The organism is Alcaligenes faecalis (genome assembly GCF_041521385.1).
Taxonomy (GTDB): domain Bacteria; phylum Pseudomonadota; class Gammaproteobacteria; order Burkholderiales; family Burkholderiaceae_B; genus Alcaligenes; species Alcaligenes faecalis_E.
The window spans coordinates 2,735,081-2,750,305 of the sequence record NZ_CP168006.1 but is presented as its reverse complement, the minus strand read 5'-3'; the positions used below and the strand labels follow the sequence as shown (position 1 = coordinate 2,750,305).

The window sequence follows — 15,225 nt, the reverse complement described above, 5'->3', positions numbered from 1 at the left end:
CACAGCACTTGGCTCAGAACTACACACGCTTTATTCGCAGATACTGCCACCACCGTCCTGCGGGTTCAGACGGTAATCGCTGAAAGAGCCATCCTCACGCGGGCGCACCGCTACAACGCGCTGCACAATATGGTCCGGATCCGCCCGGAAACCATGCTCATACGCCACGATATCCAGCTCTGCACACCAGCGCAGCAACTCACCTGGCTGCAACAAAAAGTCCGGATTGCGCGGCGTATTGTATTGCTCGTTACCCACCCCAAAGGTTTCATAAACCAGCACCCCGCCCGGCTCCAGGCTTTCCAGCAAAGTCGGCATCAAGGGACGCCACAGATACTTGGTCACCACCAGCGCATTGAACTTGCGCCCGGCAAAAGGCCAGGGACCGTTTTCAATATCAGCCTGGATGATTTCCCCATAGGGTGATGTCGCTGCCACGGCCTCCGGGTCCCGATCTACACCGATCACGGTATTGCCGCGCTCGGCCAACCAGCGGGCATTGCGCCCCCGGCCACAGGCCACATCCAGAACCGTGCCCGGATTCGGAATCAAATGAGCCCAAGCCTGTAACCAGGCGCTGGCCTGTCCCCTGTCATTCATCCCTACCCCTTTGCTAAGCAGACAAAACGCCCATGGTAACGCAGCGGTGGGCAAGCTCAAGCACAACACGGGCCTGGGCTACAATTGGCCCCGGTTCCACGCTATTTTTTGAGGGTGTATGAAAGTTCTGCTGCAAAAACCCATATTGCTGATGGCCGTTCTGTGCCTGCCTTTATGGTTTATCTACGGCAACTTCATCCTGGCTGCTGTCACCAGCATCCTGATCGGGATGCTGGTAGGCATGATCCGCACCCTGCATCAAGTGACTGAGGCCAAGAAAGCCAGCGCCAAGAGCACCACCCCGGCTTCTTCCGAGACACCTAACGACGAGCCCAACTGACACCATGAACGTATTGTCCGCCCCAGCCCTGCCACACGGTCTACCGCCTCTGTCCGAAGAGCTGAAAAAACACGTCGCACAGGTCAACGATTATTTGCTGAGCCGCATTGAGGATGAAGGCGGTTTCCTGCCTTTCGATCAATGGATGCACCATGCGTTGTACGCCCCCCATCTGGGCTACTACACAGGCGGCAGCACCAAGTTTGGCAGCAACCTCCCTACTGGTGACTTTACGACGGCACCTGAACTCTCCCCCCTGTTTGCTCAAACCTTAAGCCGTCAGGTCATGGAGGTGCTGGAAGGCAGCCAAACCCTGAACATTCTGGAGTTTGGCGCGGGCAGTGGCGCTTTGGCCCACGCTCTGATTAGCGAACTACGCAGGCAAGGTATCGAACCGCAGTACTCAATACTGGAAGTATCGCCTGACCTGCGGGCACGTCAACAAGAGCGTCTGGCCCCCCTGCAAGCCCAGGTGCAATGGCTGGACAGCACACCCCACAGCTTCAAGGGCTGCGTGGTGGCCAATGAAGTTCTGGACGCCATGCCAGCCAGCCTGTTTACCTTTGATACTGAGGGCAAGGTGCTGGAAGTCGGTGTTATTGCGGCGGACGACAGCACGGCCCAAGGACTGCCAGCCCCTTTTTATCTGGCAACCCGCCCGGCTCCTGAGCATCTGGCTACACTGGTGGCCGAGCGTGTCCAAGCACAACCTTTTTACCTGTCGGAAATCAATCTGCAGGCTGAAGCCTGGGTGCGCAGCATGGGCTCTTGGCTAAAACGGGGCGCAGCAATTCTAATCGACTACGGTTTTCCGCAACGTGAGTACTACCACCCACAACGCGACAAAGGCACCTTGATGTGCCACTTCCGTCATTTTGCTCATGCCGAGCCGCTGGTTCTGGCGGGCTTGCAGGACATCACCGCCCACGTGGATTTCACCGCCATGGCAGATGCCGCACTGGAAGCCGGTTTGGATGTGCTGGGCTACACCAGTCAGGCACGCTTCCTGATGAACTGTGGCGTGGCCAATTTCCTGGCCTCGCCGCCGGAAGACCCGTCACCCGCCGTACAGCAGCAATGGGCGCAGACCATGAGTGCCGCCAACAAACTGCTGTCTGAGGCAGAAATGGGCGAGCTGTTCAAGGTACTGATCATTGGGCGTGATATTGCTGCCCCTGTGATAGGCACCATGAATGGAGATCGGCGCGAACGTCTGTAAGTAGACTGCCTATTCCGGGCGACCGCTACGCCACAAGGGGGATTCTGCTGATCCCCCTTCACCTTGCCTGAAAGACAAGACATCACGCTAAATAGCCTATCCACTTCATACGCCAAAGTGGAAACCCGCACACGACTTCAAACGAAAGAACAAAAGATCAGCGGCCAATAGGCCGCTGATCTACTTGTGCGCGACAGACAGTTCACACGACACTAAACCGACTGCTCCAGGGCAGCCAATCTGGCCGCCCGCACCGCCTCCCGAATTCTGCTGGGTTCAGCCTTGAATTTCGCGGCGACTGCACCTGCATCCACACTGGCCATGACTGCCCGCAACTCATCCCACTCACGCTCTGAAACCGCCCTCAGGCAGGCTGCCGCACTGATCAACTGCATGAAACGCTCAGGCTTACGCAAGGCATCCAGCGACTCCATGACTTGCAAGGCCGACTCTACATCTGCGCGCGGTTGCAACAAAGCAGGACTGGCCAACAGCACGGGCAATAAACGAGCCTGATCACGCCATTCCGAGGGAGCCCGAATCTGCTCCGCAACCTGTGCAGGCGTTTCCGAGAGATGACACAGAACGGCAAAACAGCCTGCCAGATTGAGGCATCTGTCTTTGGCGATCTGCACTTGCTGACCAACCTGATCGCTGTAGTTCAAGGCCGGCATGACACGCTCTAAGGCCCCTACTTCCCGCAGCACTTCAAACATGCGCGCGGGTTGTCTGGCAGACAAACCCTTGCTGACTTCCAGATAGATGCGCTCAGGCACCAGCTCATCCACTTCACCTTGCTCGACCAGATCACGCGCCAAGGCCCAGGTTTCGTCAGCTACGGTGAATTCAGTAAAACGGGCCGCAAACCGCGCCAGACGCAACAAACGCACCGGGTCTTCGCTAAACGCCACGCCTACATGACGGAACAGCCGAGCCTGCAAATCCGCCAGGCCATTCAAAGGGTCGTGCAGATTCCCCGCCGCATCCACGGCCATGGCATTAATAGTCAAATCGCGACGGCGCAAATCATCGGCCAAGCTCACGTCCGTGCCGGTATAAAAGGTAAAGCCCTTGTAACCACGGCCCGACTTGCGCTCGGTGCGGGCCAGCGCAAACTCTTCTTTGCTATACGGGTTCAGAAAGACCGGGAAGTCACCGCCCACAGGCACAAAACCTCGGGCGGCCAATTCTTCGGGCCTGGCTCCCACCACAACCCAGTCCTTGTCGCCTGCGGGCAAACCCAGCAAGGCATCGCGCACCGCGCCACCCACCACATAGACCTGCAAACCTTGCAGAACAGGCTCTGGCGGCCCCATCAGGGCCGCCAAGGCTGTTTGCTGTCTGTCATCAAGCATGGAGGGATTCATCAAGGCGAAATCGTACCCAAACGCCCTTTCAGGGACTGTGGCTGACCGCTGAACATCATGGAGTAGTACGTCGCATTGGAGAGCACATTCTTCACGTACAAGCGCGTTTCGGTAAAAGGGATGGTTTCAGCAAAAATAGCCCCTTCCACCGAGGCATTCAAGCGTGAGCGCCACTGCCGGGGGCGACCTGGACCGGCGTTATAACCCGCCGACGCCAGCACTTGGGAGCCATCCAACTGCCCCAGCACGATGCTCAGGTAGTTAGTACCCAGCACCGTATTCACCTCGAACTCGTTCACACGTGAAGGCGCGAAATCGTGCATATCAATCTTTTTGGCTACCCATTTGGCCGTTGCAGGCATCAGTTGCATCAAGCCAGACGCTCCGACGCCCGAGCGCGCATCGGTAATAAAGCGTGACTCCTGGCGGATCAGACCATATACCCAGGCCGGATCCAGATTGATGGACTGGGCCTGCTCAGTCACGCGGCCTTCAAAAGGAGCGATAAAGCGTTGGCTGAAGTCGATCTCGTTCTTGGTCAACAAGGAGGTATTCACTACCCGATCGTAAATATGCTGCTCACGGGCGAACTCGGCCGCGGCCCGCAGTTGTCGGTCGTTCATGCCGCGCAAGGCAAAGTTCCACTCAGGCACGGCTTCCGGACGCCAGCCCAGCTTGAACAGCTCCACCGCACGCAGCAAACCGGCATTAGTGCGGGCATCCTGCATGTCCAGAGGCGTCAACGGCTGCGGCTGAGGAGGCAAGGAGAGGGTCAGACCCAATTCTTCTGTTGCCAACTGACCATAGAAGTTCAAATCGCCAACAATGGACTGGAACTTGGCGCGAGCCTGATCTGTGTGCCCCAATGCCTGATGCGCACGTCCCGACCAGTACACCCAGACTGGCTCAGCCTTTTGCGCATCGTTCATCTTGTCGATGGCAGCAGAGACATGCTTCCAGTCAATAGTCGCCTGGCGCAATTCAGCGCGCACTTGCCAGGCATTGTTGTAATCCGTCATGGGAGTGCGGCCAGAACGTCGATACCATTTGGCCGCATCGTCTTCTACCCGCAAGGCGCTAATCAGACCAAACTGGCCCCAGACCCAGTTCAGGTTTTCCTGGGGGATTTTGCCTGCCCAGGTACGGTCTATATACGCCGCGGCGACATCACGCTGCCCGCGACCCAGACGAGACAAGGCCAGGGACACCAGCTCCGGATTGACCGAGCTATTGTTCGCGTTGCGATCCAACCACTTCTGCGGCGAGGCCATCAAAGCGGTGTAATCCTTCATTTGCGACGCCGTGAAGATAATCGCAGCCAGACGACGGGCCTGAGTTTTGCGGTTACTTTCCAAGGCCTCACGCATCAAGTCACGGACTTGATTCTTGCTGACGACTTTACTGTCATACAGTTGATCCAGTGCCGACCAGCAAGCCTGACTAGGCGAAAAGGACGCCAACAAACCCTGTACATCCACCGCTTGTCCAGTTGCATTCTGCGCCGAAGCCACTGCACATTTCACAGCCGAAGAGGGAGCATGAACCGGCGCCAGCTCACGCACCAGCGCATAGTTGCCAGCGCGCGCGGCCGCCACAATCCAATCAGACTTCAAACGGTTTTCCAGGTATTCGTCTTGATTGCTGCTCAGGAACAAACGAACTTGCTCATCGGGCACAGGCGTCGTCGTATCGTGCAAAATCTGACGCAAACGCCAGTACTGGGCATAAGAGCCCAGGACAGGATCATTGGCCGCAACGGGCGCCAAGGCATCCAGCGTTGACCAACGCTTGGCCTGCATGGCATCGCGGGCGTCAATCAAAGCCTGACGGGCCGTTGGCGGCACAGGCGGGACACGGTCCCAACGACGCACGGCCTCTTTGGCTGGTGGCAAAACGACCGCTTGCTTGGCGGTGGCGGGCTCCGGAGAGCGGGTCTGGGCCTGAGGGGACTGAGACCCCGCACAGCCGACCAAACCCAGAGCAAACACCACCAAGGCACTCAAGGACGGACGAGGCAGCGCGGGCAGCATGCCCCTGGCCGGTGTTTTCTGGTACTTTAGCTGGTTGATACCCATAGTGACGGCCTTTAGAAAATCACCCATGATTCAGAATGTAGAGCATAACGCAGCCGCGCTGCGCACGCGACTAAAAGACCTGCGTGCAGGACAGCCCGCCATCGACACCAACCGGGGCGCTTTGCTGATCCGGGGCCGCCTGTTTACCTGGCTGGCCACCAATCGCAGCCGCCTGCGCGAACAAGGCCGTACCGAACCCACCACCATTGCCGCGTTCTGGCCGATGGCCGAAGAACCGGACCTGCGCCCCTTGCTGCTTCAATGGGTGGAAGAAGAAGGCATCAATGTCTGTCTGCCTGTAGTTAAAGAAGCCGATGCCCCATTGAGCTTTGTCGAGTGGACACCCGAGACCGAAATGGAAAAGGGGCGCTACGGCATCGAAATCCCGATTTCCAACAAGACCCTGCAACCGGACATTGTCCTGGTCCCCACTCTGGGCTATACCCGCCAGGGTGATCGCTTGGGATACGGAAAAGGATACTACGACCGAACCTTGGCGGCGCTGAAAGAACAAAACCATGCTTTTACCAGCATTGGTATTGCCTGGGCCGTGGGCGACCTGTCGGGCCAATCCTACCAACCCGCCCCGCATGACCAACGCCTGGACAGTATTCTGACCGATAAAGGCTGGGCGGTACCCGCGCCGGAGCTGTAAGGCTCCTTTCCTGGTAACCCCGCGTTCGGCCACCGGGCAGCTCCACCAAAGGATCTCTGGCTCGCAAACACCGGACAATCGGCCCTGCGCTAAACCTTTGAATGGACGATCCGTTCTATAAAGCCCCAATAAAAAACCCGCCTCCTTAACTGACCAGCGTCATGGGGTCAGCCAAGAAGGCGGGTTTTTATTGAATACCAGCAATGACTAGCGCCAGGTCAGATTCGGCAAGATAGCCATGCTCGCATCAGCCCCGTTCAGGGTGTACATGTGAATACCGGGCGCACCACCGTCCAACAGGTCCTGACACAAGCGTGCCACCACATCGATACCAAAAGCACGAATCGACGCGCGATCATCGCCAAAGTCAGCCAGACGCAAACGAATCCAGCGCGGTACTTCTGCACCACACATGGTCGAGAAACGCAGCAACTGGGACGAGTTGGTAATGGGCATGATGCCCGGCGTGATCGGAATCGTAACGCCTTGGGCCTGGGCCCGTTCCACAAAGCTGAAGTAGGAGTCCGGATTGAAGAAGTACTGCGTGATCGCGCCATGCGCCCCTGCGTTGACCTTGTTCACAAAGTGACCCAGGTCGTCCCCAAAACCTGTAGCCTGGGGGTGCATCTCAGGGTAGGCGGCCACTTCGATATGGAAATGCTCGCCGTAGTTTTTACGAATGAAGGCCACCAGATCGCTGGCATAGCGCAGCTCGCCCGCATCGCCCCCCATACCCGAGGGCAAGTCACCGCGCAGGGCCACGATACGTCGTATGCCCTGGTCGCGGTAATTGTCCAGCATCTCGCTAAGCTGCGCCGGTGCCGTACCAATGCACGACAAGTGCGGTGCCACATCAAAACCCAGTTTTTGCAGCAGTGCCACCGCATCGACTGTGCCAGCCCGCGTGGAGCCACCGGCTCCAAACGTCATGCTGACATAGGCGGGGTTCAAGCCCATTAAGGTCTTGGCGGTGCGCACCAGTTTTTCCTGCGCCGCGATGTCTCGCGGCGGGAAAAACTCCAGGCTCAAGGTTTGCTTGTTGCTCATTTAATTAATAGTCCCGACAGCAGCCCGGCGACCAGACTGTAGACGATCGCCCCAATCACGGCCCACCAGAAGCCTTCAACCTGGAAGCCTTTGAGGATAGAGCCGGCAAACCAGAACACTAACGCATTGAGCACCAACAGGAACAAGCCCAAGGTCACAATAGTGATGGGCAGGGTCAGCACAACCAACAGGGGTTTGACCAGGGTATTGAGCAAGCCCAATACCAGCGCAGCTATCAGGGCCGAGCCAAACGACGCCACGACAATACCGGGCAGAATGTAGGCAACAACCAGCAAGGCAACAGCATTCAGGATCCAGACAAGTAGCAAAGTCATAATAGGGCTCCAAGAAGTGGCGTCCGAAGACGCCAGTGCATTTTAGTAGCGGTAGTGCTCGGCCTTGAACGGTCCTTGCACAGGCACGTTGATGTAATCCGCCTGCGCCTGGGACAAGGTCGACAAGTTCACACCTAATTTCTTCAAGTGCAAACGAGCGACTTTTTCGTCCAGATGCTTGGGCAGTACATATACTTTACCCGTTTCATAGTGATCACCACGAGTGAACAGTTCAATTTGGGCAATGGTCTGGTTCGTGAACGAAGCCGACATCACAAACGAAGGGTGGCCCGTGGCGCAGCCCAGATTCACCAGACGACCTTGAGCCAGCAAGATGATGCGCTTGCCGTCAGGGAAAATAACGTGATCAACCTGAGGTTTGATCTCTTCCCACTCCAGATCTTCCACCGAGGCCACGTCAATTTCATTGTCGAAGTGACCGATATTGCACACGATGGCCTGATCTTTCATGCGCTCCATGTGCGAACGATCGATCACGTGGTAATTACCAGTGGCGGTCACGAAGATGTCGGCCTTGTCGGCGGCTTCTTCCATGGTCACAACACGGTAGCCTTCCATCGAGGCTTGCAGGGCGCAGATAGGGTCAATTTCAGTCACCCAAACCTGGGCACGCAAGGCAGCCAGTGCTTGAGCACAACCTTTACCCACGTCACCAAAACCGCACACCACGGCGATCTTGCCGGCAACCATCACATCGGTCGCGCGCTTGATACCGTCCACCAGGGACTCGCGGCAGCCGTACAGGTTATCGAACTTGGACTTGGTCACCGAGTCGTTCACGTTGATGGCAGGGAAAGCCAGTTCACCTTTATTGGCCATCTGGTACAGACGGTGCACGCCGGTGGTGGTCTCTTCGGTCACACCCTTGATCTGGGCCAGACGGGTGGAGTACCAGGTTTTGTCGTTTTGCAAACGGGCGCGGATGGAGGCGAACATGACGCGCTCTTCTTCACTGCCGGGATTGTCCAGAACGGACAGGTCTTTTTCAGCACGGGCACCCAGGTGCAACAGCAAGGTTGCGTCACCGCCGTCGTCCAGAATCATGTTGGCCTGCTCACCGGGCCAATCGAAAATGTCGTGGGCGTATTGCCAGTACTCTTCCAGGGTTTCGCCCTTGACGGCGAACACGGGCACGCCGGAGGCGGCAATGGCAGCAGCAGCGTGATCTTGAGTGGAGAAGATATTGCACGATGCCCAGCGCACTTCAGCGCCCAGGGCTGTCAGGGTTTCAATCAGAACCCCGGTTTGAATGGTCATGTGCAAACTGCCGGCAATGCGCGCGCCCTTCAGGGGCTGGGAGGCAGCAAATTCCTCGCGGGTGGCCATCAGGCCAGGCATTTCGGTCTCGGCAATGGTCAGCTCGCGGCGGCCCCATTCAGCCAAGGAAATATCGGCAATTTTGTAATCGGTAAAAGTCACAGTCGGGCTCCGTTATACGGCACGCAGACTGCAGGGAGAGCAAATGAATTCTCACCAGCAGCCCGCCATGCAGGTCGTGGTGAGCGTCGTTCTCCAAGGTGGATACCACCTATCCATGCCCCGAGCCTGGCAAGACCGTGAGTCTTGTCGCAACGCCCCTCGAGGATGGCAAATGAATGTTCGTGATTGTACCCGTTTGGATTGTCTTGGGAAGACAGCCCCACGGGTAAAAATCATAATTTCTTCTCATGAGACTGGCACTTTCCCGTCCCACCCAGCGTTGCTGGCTGACTGGTTTCCCGGCCCCGACAACGCTGTCAAACTGCAGCAAACAGCCGCCCGCAAGCGGCCTTTTGCCTCTTTCTTAAATAGCCTGGCGCAAAGCCTGGGCCTTGTCCGTGGCTTCCCAACTGAACTCGGGCTCGCTACGACCAAAGTGACCGTAGGCGGCCGTCTTGGTGTAGATGGGGCGCTGCAGGTCCAGCATTTCGATGATGCCGCGTGGGCGCAGATCGAAATGTTGGCGCACCAGCTTGGCGATCTCGGTATCCGGGATCACGCCGGTGCCTTCGGTGTAGATGGTGATGTTGATAGGCTCGGCCACACCAATGGCGTAGCTCAACTGCACCTGACACTGACGGGCCAGACCGGCCGCCACAATGTTCTTGGCCACGTAACGCGCCGCGTAGGCAGCGGAACGATCCACTTTGGAGGGATCCTTGCCGGAGAAAGCACCACCGCCGTGAGGGCATGCACCACCGTAGGTATCCACAATGATCTTGCGGCCAGTCAAACCGCAATCACCTTGAGGGCCACCAATCACAAACTTGCCGGTAGGGTTCACCAGAAAGCGGGTTTTCTCGGTCAGCAGATCCGAAGGGAAGCATGGACGAATGATGTGTTCGATCACGGCTTCGTGAATATCTTTCTGCGACATTTCAGGCGCGTGCTGCGTGGACAGCACCACAGTATCCACCTCAGCAGGACGGCCATCCACGTAGCGGAAAGTCACCTGAGACTTGGCGTCAGGGCGCAACCAGGGCAGACGGCCATCTTTGCGCAGTTCGCTCTGGCGCTGCACCAGACGGTGGGCGTACCAGATGGGAGCCGGCATCAGATCAGGAGTTTCGTCGCACGCGTAGCCGAACATCAGGCCCTGGTCGCCAGCCCCCTGGTTCAGCAGCTCTTCAGGGCTGCGGTCCACGCCTTGGGCGATATCAGGCGATTGCTTGTCGTAGGCCACCAGAACGGCGCAAGACTTGTAATCGATTCCGTAGTCGCCATTGTCATAGCCAATACGCTTGATGGTGTCACGCGCTACCTGGATGTAATCCACGTTGGCGTGCGTGGTGATCTCGCCGGCCAGCACCACCAGCCCGGTATTGCACAAGGTCTCGGCAGCAACACGCGCCTGAGGGTCTTGCTCGAAAATAGCGTCCAGGATGGCGTCGGAAATCTGGTCGGCTACCTTGTCGGGGTGGCCTTCAGAGACGGATTCGGAAGTAAAGAGAAAGTCGTTGTTGCTCACAGCGTAGCTTCCTTGAATAAGGGCTGATAATCAGCACGAGGTTGAACAAACTGCGTTGCACCTCGAAGCCAGCGATGTGGATACGATAGACGGGGCGCGACGCTTTAGCGGTTTATAGTGGACAGATTGCTGCCCGATCGCTCCGCAAGTTGTCGTTTAACTCAGCGATACAATCCATTTTAAGCGAAAATACGTATTTGTTTCAGCAAAACTTCACACTAAAGGATTGCCTGGCCCATGCTCGCGGCACTTTTACGTCTGATGGCCCGCCTGCCCTTACCCGTTCTTCATGGGCTGGGCAAAGGCATTGGACGCCTGATTTACGCTTTTCCCGGACGCTACCGCCGCCGTCTGCAAAACCACTGCCGACAAGCGGGTTACGACTCCCCTGCCTTTTTCCGGCAAGCGGCCGGACAAACCGGCGCCATGATTCTGGAAACACCGCGCGTCTGGCTGCATCCGCAAGCCTGTCTGGCCCGCTGCACCGTCGATGATGTGGCCTTGCTCGAGGCCACCCATGCCGAAGGACGCGGCGTGCTGTATCTGACCCCGCACTTGGGTTGCTTTGAGATTACGGCACGTTATCTGGTGGGTTTAGGCCCACTGACCGTGATGTTTCGCCCACCACGCCAAGCCGTACTGGAACCCCTGATGGTGGAGTCACGTGAACTGCCCGGCCTGCATGCCGTCCCCGCCAACATGAAAGGCGTGCGTGAATTTGTACGCGCGTTTCGCAAAGGTGAATCGGTAGGCATGTTGCCCGACCAGGTTCCCAGCGGTGGCGATGGCGTTTGGGCCCCATTTTTTGGCCGCCCTGCCCTGACCATGACACTGGCAGGCAAGCTGGCCCGTCAGTCCAATGTGCCCGTAATTGTGACCGCTGCCGAGCGCCTGCCTAAAGGGCGCGGCTGGCATGTTCACACCTTGCGCCTGCCCGAGCCTTTGCCCGAAGATCCCACGGAACTGGCCACCCTGATCAACGAATCCATGGAAAGCTTGATACGCCGCTTCCCCACGCAATACCTGTGGGGATACAACCGCTACAAGATTCCCCACGATGCGCCCCCTTTGCCTGGCGATACCACCCCATGAGTTTTAATTCTTACCCGCTGCTCAAATCCGTTTTCACCTACTTTGGCCGTGCCTCCGTACGCACGCGTCAGCGTTGGGGGACCGTGCTAGGCGGGCTGGTGCATCGCTTTGCCTCCCGCCGTCGTCATATTGTTCGCACTAACCTGGATTTGTGCTTTCCCGACACCCCCGAAAGCACACGCCGCGAATGGGAGAAGCAGCACTTTCGCCTGCTGGCCCAATCCTATCTGGATCGGGGCCTGCTCTGGTTTGGCCTGCCCAGCACCATTCTGAACACGCTACACCTGACGGGCGAAGAACACATTACCCAGGCCCTGGAACAGGGCCGCAAGGTCATGCTGCTGGTGCCTCACTTTCTGGGTATGGATGCAGCGGGCACCCGCCTGTCCATGTCCATCTCGCCCTTGGTGGCCTTTTACACTCCGCAACGCGACCCCCATGTAGATCGCCTGATGTACGAAGGCCGTAGCCGCTTTTCCTCGGTCCCGCTGATTTCCCGCAAGGATGGTATCCGTGGTCTGATGCGCGCGCTGCAAAAAGGCCAGCCGATTTATTACCTGCCTGATATGGACTTCGGCACCAAGGGCTCGGCCTTTGTGCCCTTTTTCAATGTCCCGGCCGCCACCCTGCTGTCCACTGCCCAGATTGCCCGCAATCAGGATGCACTGGTCATTCCCGTGATTTCCCGCTTGGATGCCCAGACCGGCCACTACCATATTCAGGTGCTGGAACCCATGTCCGACTTCCCCGGCGAAGGTACTCTGGAAGAGGCCACCGAGCGCATGAATGCCCTGATCGAAAAATATGTGCGCGAGGACCCGCCGCAGTATTATTGGGTACATCGACGCTTCAAAACCCGACCTGAAGGTCAAGCCGGCATCTACTAGGCCCATCATGCACAGTCCCACCGCCCCCCAGCCCGTTTCCTCCCTTTGGCGTTTCAGCAAAATGCACGGTGCGGGCAATGACTTTGTCATGCTCGACGGTGTAACGCAGCCTATTGAACTGACACCGGAACGGGCCCGCGCCCTGGCAGATCGCCACTTCGGGATTGGAGCCGACCAGATCTTGCTGGTTGAGGCGGCCACTGAAGCAGGGGCCGACTTCCGCTATCGCATCTTCAATGCAGACGGCAGCGAAGTTGAGCATTGCGGCAACGGCGCACGTTGTTTTGTCCGCTTTGTACACGAACAAGGTCTATCGTCAGCCAACCCTTTGCGGGCACAGATCCGTACCGGCATCATCAGCCTGAATGACGACCCACAACGCGGCGTAGACGTCATGATGGGCACCACCCGCTTTGCCCCTGCCGATGTAGGTTTTGACAATAAAGGGCTGGAAACGCACGATCAAGGTGAAGACACGCTGTGGCTCTTGCCTGTGCCCGATCAAGCCGCCCCCGTCGCCCTGTCGCTGGTCTCGATTTCCAACCCGCATGCCGTGCAGGTCGTGAACGATGTCAAGCAGGCTCCGGTTGCCACGGTAGGCCCCTTCATCGAATCCCACCCTCGTTTTGCCCACAAAGTGAACGCGGGTTTCATGCAAATCGTCGACCCTCACCACATCAAGCTGCGCGTCTACGAGCGCGGAGCCGGTGAAACCCTGGCCTGCGGTACCGGCGCGTGTGCGGCTGTGGTGGCAGGCATACGGCGGGGATTGCTCCAAAGCCCGGTTGTCGTTGATACTCGTGGAGGCAGTTTGCGCATTGAATGGGACGGGCAGGCACTGCGCATGAGCGGCCCAGCCCAAACTGTCTTTACCGGACAGGTCGATATCGATGCACTATGTGCGTCCTTAGCCAGAAAGGAAACCTTCTAGACATGGATACCCCCAACAGCCTTAGCGCCGTGGAAGTGGCCCAGTTTTTGAAAGCCAACCCTGATTTCTTCGACGCACACGCCGACATTTTTGCCAAACTGATGGTGCCGCACCCGCATCAAAGCCGCGCCATTTCCCTGGGCGAGCGCCAGATCATGCTGCTGCGCGAGCGCGGCAAAAAAACCGAGCGCCAACTGGCTACACTGGTCGCCAATGCCCGTGGCAATGAAAAGATCTCGCGCCAACTGCATCAATGGAACTGCCAGATGCTGGCCGAGTCCGATCCCAACGCCCTCCCCGCTCTTATTTGCAGCAGCCTGGAGCGCATTTTTGACATGCCCGTGGTACGCCTGCACTGCTGGAATCCGGACGAGGTGCTGGCCGACGACGCACTGGCTAGCTGGGCCGACACCTTGATCACCCCCTATTGCGGAGCCCGACGCGAACAAGCGTTCTTGGCCAATTTGCAGCAAGACGCGCAATCGGTCGCTATCGTGCCTTTGAAATCCCCCGAGTCGAACACCTTTTTTGGTCTGCTTGTTTTAGGTTCACCAGAGGACACGCGTTTTACCGCCGATATGGGTACGGACTTTCTGGAAGGCATTGGTGAATTATGCAGCGCCGCCCTACAGCGTTTGCACAAGCCCAGCAGCGTTAATCAAAGCGAATGTCCGGCCTGAAAAAACAAGACCGCTCTCCTTCCGGGGACAAGTCCCCAAAGCAGCCAGCCGCCTCCCTGGCCCTCAGTCCAGCCATGCAACGCTGGCTGCATCAACTAAGCCACGAAAAACGCTATTCGGAACACACGCTCAGTGCGTACCGTAATGATCTGCGTCATTTGCTGGCGCAGTACCCAGGCGTAGACCCCGACACCCTGACTCAAAGCCAGTTGCGCCAGGCCGCCGCCTATTTGCATGCGCAGGGCCTGGCACCACGCAGCCTGGCCCGCATCCTGGCGGCCTGGCGTGGCTACTATCAATCGCGCACCAAAGAACTGGGCTGGCCCTTGAACCCAGCCGCCAGCCTGAAAGCACCCAAGATAGGCCGCCCACTGCCCAAGGCCTTGTCCGTAGACCAGACCCAGCAGCTACTGGATCACGCTACTGCCCCTATTCAGGACGACCCGATCAGGTGGCGCAATCAGGCCATGTTTGAATTGTTTTATTCCAGCGGGCTGCGTTTGGCTGAGCTGGTCAGCCTGGACACGCACTATCACCAGGACCCGCAACACCAATCCCAAAGCTGGGTACTCCTGGATGATCGTGAACTGGTGGTCAGCGGTAAAGGCGGCAAGACGCGTCGCCTGCCGGTAGGCGAGAAAGCCTTGTATGCCTTGCAACAGTGGCTGAAAAAACGCCCAACCCTGGCCTCGCTGGCGACCAGCGCCGATGCCAGGGCGGCGCTGTTTCTAGGAGCCCGTGGCGCCCGTATCCACCCGCGTATCGTGCAACAAGCACTGGAAAACTACGCCCGTGCCAGTGGCCTGCCTGTGCATGTACACCCACACAGCCTGCGCCACAGCTTTGCCAGCCATTTGCTGCAATCGGCACAAGACTTGCGAGCGGTACAGGAGCTATTGGGCCACACCAATATTTCCACGACCCAGATTTATACCCGTCTGGATTTCCAGCATCTGGCCCAGGCTTACGATCAGGCCCACCCTCGGGCACAACGCAAGAACCGGGCCAGCGACAAAGCAAATGAGTGAA

General features: G+C 57.9%; 15 protein-coding genes and 1 riboswitch. Of the genes, 8 read left to right on the top strand and 7 right to left on the bottom strand.

Annotated features, from left to right (window positions below):
• Window positions 1-30: 30 nt before the first annotated feature.
• Window positions 31-600, bottom strand: coding sequence for a class I SAM-dependent methyltransferase (locus ACDI13_RS12315; protein WP_316990174.1), 570 nt, complete (start codon window positions 598-600; stop codon window positions 31-33).
• A 118-nt stretch (window positions 601-718) separates the two neighbouring features.
• On the opposite strand from ACDI13_RS12315, the gene ACDI13_RS12310 reads away from it, so the two are divergent.
• Window positions 719-940, top strand: coding sequence for a hypothetical protein (locus ACDI13_RS12310; RefSeq protein ID WP_316990175.1), 222 nt, complete (start codon window positions 719-721; stop codon window positions 938-940).
• A 4-nt stretch (window positions 941-944) separates the two neighbouring features.
• Window positions 945-2,159: an SAM-dependent methyltransferase gene (locus ACDI13_RS12305; protein ID WP_316990176.1), complete on the top strand. Its 1,215-nt coding sequence runs from the start codon at window positions 945-947 to the stop codon at window positions 2,157-2,159.
• Between the two features lie 212 nt (window positions 2,160-2,371).
• Here the strand turns inward: ACDI13_RS12305 and ACDI13_RS12300 are convergent, their stop codons facing one another.
• Together ACDI13_RS12300 and ACDI13_RS12295 are read right to left on the bottom strand one after the other, a co-directional pair.
• On the bottom strand, window positions 2,372-3,514 hold the full coding sequence (locus ACDI13_RS12300) for a tRNA CCA-pyrophosphorylase (protein ID WP_316990177.1): 1,143 nt from the start codon (window positions 3,512-3,514) through the stop codon (window positions 2,372-2,374).
• Between the two features lie 11 nt (window positions 3,515-3,525).
• Window positions 3,526-5,628 carry a transglycosylase SLT domain-containing protein gene (locus ACDI13_RS12295; RefSeq protein WP_316990178.1) on the bottom strand — a complete coding sequence of 701 codons (2,103 nt, stop codon included), beginning with the start codon at window positions 5,626-5,628 and terminating at the stop codon, window positions 3,526-3,528.
• Between ACDI13_RS12295 and ACDI13_RS12290 the strand changes: the two genes are divergently transcribed.
• Window positions 5,627-6,256 carry a 5-formyltetrahydrofolate cyclo-ligase gene (locus ACDI13_RS12290; RefSeq protein WP_316990179.1) on the top strand — a complete coding sequence of 210 codons (630 nt, stop codon included), beginning with the start codon at window positions 5,627-5,629 and terminating at the stop codon, window positions 6,254-6,256. The two genes, ACDI13_RS12295 and ACDI13_RS12290, sit on opposite strands and share 2 nt — an antisense overlap.
• Before the next feature lie 207 nt (window positions 6,257-6,463).
• Here the strand turns inward: ACDI13_RS12290 and metF are convergent, their stop codons facing one another.
• The 4 genes from metF to metK all read right to left on the bottom strand — a co-directional run bounded on the left by metF (window position 6,464) and on the right by metK (window position 10,606).
• Entirely contained in the window at window positions 6,464-7,303 is an 840-nt protein-coding gene (gene metF, locus ACDI13_RS12285) for a methylenetetrahydrofolate reductase [NAD(P)H] (RefSeq protein ID WP_316990180.1), read from the bottom strand.
• Window positions 7,300-7,638 carry a phage holin family protein gene (locus ACDI13_RS12280; RefSeq protein ID WP_316990181.1) on the bottom strand — a complete coding sequence of 113 codons (339 nt, stop codon included), beginning with the start codon at window positions 7,636-7,638 and terminating at the stop codon, window positions 7,300-7,302. The genes metF and ACDI13_RS12280 overlap by 4 nt, the downstream gene beginning before the upstream one ends.
• 42 nt (window positions 7,639-7,680) lie before the next feature.
• Window positions 7,681-9,078: an adenosylhomocysteinase gene (gene ahcY, locus ACDI13_RS12275; RefSeq protein ID WP_316990182.1), complete on the bottom strand. Its 1,398-nt coding sequence runs from the start codon at window positions 9,076-9,078 to the stop codon at window positions 7,681-7,683.
• Window positions 9,079-9,152: 74 nt separating this feature from the next.
• Window positions 9,153-9,245: riboswitch (S-adenosyl-L-homocysteine riboswitch) on the bottom strand.
• 197 nt (window positions 9,246-9,442) lie between these two features.
• Window positions 9,443-10,606: a methionine adenosyltransferase gene (gene metK / locus ACDI13_RS12270; protein ID WP_316990183.1), complete on the bottom strand. Its 1,164-nt coding sequence runs from the start codon at window positions 10,604-10,606 to the stop codon at window positions 9,443-9,445.
• Between the two features lie 237 nt (window positions 10,607-10,843).
• Here metK and ACDI13_RS12265 point away from each other — a divergent pair, with 237 nt between their 5' ends.
• The 5 genes from ACDI13_RS12265 to ACDI13_RS12245 all read left to right on the top strand — a co-directional run bounded on the left by ACDI13_RS12265 (window position 10,844) and on the right by ACDI13_RS12245 (window position 15,224).
• Window positions 10,844-11,698, top strand: a complete 855-nt coding sequence (locus tag ACDI13_RS12265) for a lysophospholipid acyltransferase family protein (protein WP_316990184.1) — start codon at window positions 10,844-10,846, stop codon at window positions 11,696-11,698.
• The gene (locus tag ACDI13_RS12260) at window positions 11,695-12,585 is read left to right on the top strand and encodes a lysophospholipid acyltransferase family protein (RefSeq protein ID WP_316990185.1); all 891 of its coding nucleotides are present in this window, start codon (window positions 11,695-11,697) and stop codon (window positions 12,583-12,585) included. The genes ACDI13_RS12265 and ACDI13_RS12260 overlap by 4 nt, the downstream gene beginning before the upstream one ends.
• Before the next feature lie 7 nt (window positions 12,586-12,592).
• Window positions 12,593-13,516, top strand: coding sequence for a diaminopimelate epimerase (dapF, locus tag ACDI13_RS12255; protein ID WP_316990186.1), 924 nt, complete (start codon window positions 12,593-12,595; stop codon window positions 13,514-13,516).
• 2 nt (window positions 13,517-13,518) lie between these two features.
• On the top strand, window positions 13,519-14,196 hold the full coding sequence (locus ACDI13_RS12250) for a DUF484 family protein (protein ID WP_316990187.1): 678 nt from the start codon (window positions 13,519-13,521) through the stop codon (window positions 14,194-14,196).
• Window positions 14,197-14,270: 74 nt separating this feature from the next.
• Complete coding sequence (locus tag ACDI13_RS12245; protein WP_316990223.1) at window positions 14,271-15,224, top strand: tyrosine recombinase XerC; 954 nt, start codon at window positions 14,271-14,273, stop codon at window positions 15,222-15,224.
• Window position 15,225: the final 1 nt, after the last annotated feature.

Bases quoted from the DNA above. Each gene is read 5' to 3' on its own strand.
- ACDI13_RS12310 (WP_316990175.1), top strand. From the start codon at position 719: ATGAAAGTTCTGCTGCAAAAACCCATATTGCTGATGGCCGTTCTGTGC.
- ACDI13_RS12305 (WP_316990176.1), top strand. From the start codon at position 945: ATGAACGTATTGTCCGCCCCAGCCCTGCCACACGGTCTACCGCCTCTG.
- ACDI13_RS12265 (WP_316990184.1), top strand. From the start codon at position 10,844: ATGCTCGCGGCACTTTTACGTCTGATGGCCCGCCTGCCCTTACCCGTT.
- ACDI13_RS12295 (WP_316990178.1), bottom strand. From the start codon at position 5,628: ATGGGTGATTTTCTAAAGGCCGTCACTATGGGTATCAACCAGCTAAAG.
- ACDI13_RS12245 (WP_316990223.1), top strand. From the start codon at position 14,271: ATGCAACGCTGGCTGCATCAACTAAGCCACGAAAAACGCTATTCGGAA.
- ACDI13_RS12290 (WP_316990179.1), top strand. From the start codon at position 5,627: ATGATTCAGAATGTAGAGCATAACGCAGCCGCGCTGCGCACGCGACTA.
- dapF (WP_316990186.1), top strand. From the start codon at position 12,593: ATGCACAGTCCCACCGCCCCCCAGCCCGTTTCCTCCCTTTGGCGTTTC.
- ACDI13_RS12250 (WP_316990187.1), top strand. From the start codon at position 13,519: ATGGATACCCCCAACAGCCTTAGCGCCGTGGAAGTGGCCCAGTTTTTG.
- ACDI13_RS12300 (WP_316990177.1), bottom strand. From the start codon at position 3,514: ATGCTTGATGACAGACAGCAAACAGCCTTGGCGGCCCTGATGGGGCCG.
- metF (WP_316990180.1), bottom strand. From the start codon at position 7,303: ATGAGCAACAAGCAAACCTTGAGCCTGGAGTTTTTCCCGCCGCGAGAC.
- ACDI13_RS12315 (WP_316990174.1), bottom strand. From the start codon at position 600: ATGAATGACAGGGGACAGGCCAGCGCCTGGTTACAGGCTTGGGCTCAT.
- ACDI13_RS12260 (WP_316990185.1), top strand. From the start codon at position 11,695: ATGAGTTTTAATTCTTACCCGCTGCTCAAATCCGTTTTCACCTACTTT.
- ACDI13_RS12280 (WP_316990181.1), bottom strand. From the start codon at position 7,638: ATGACTTTGCTACTTGTCTGGATCCTGAATGCTGTTGCCTTGCTGGTT.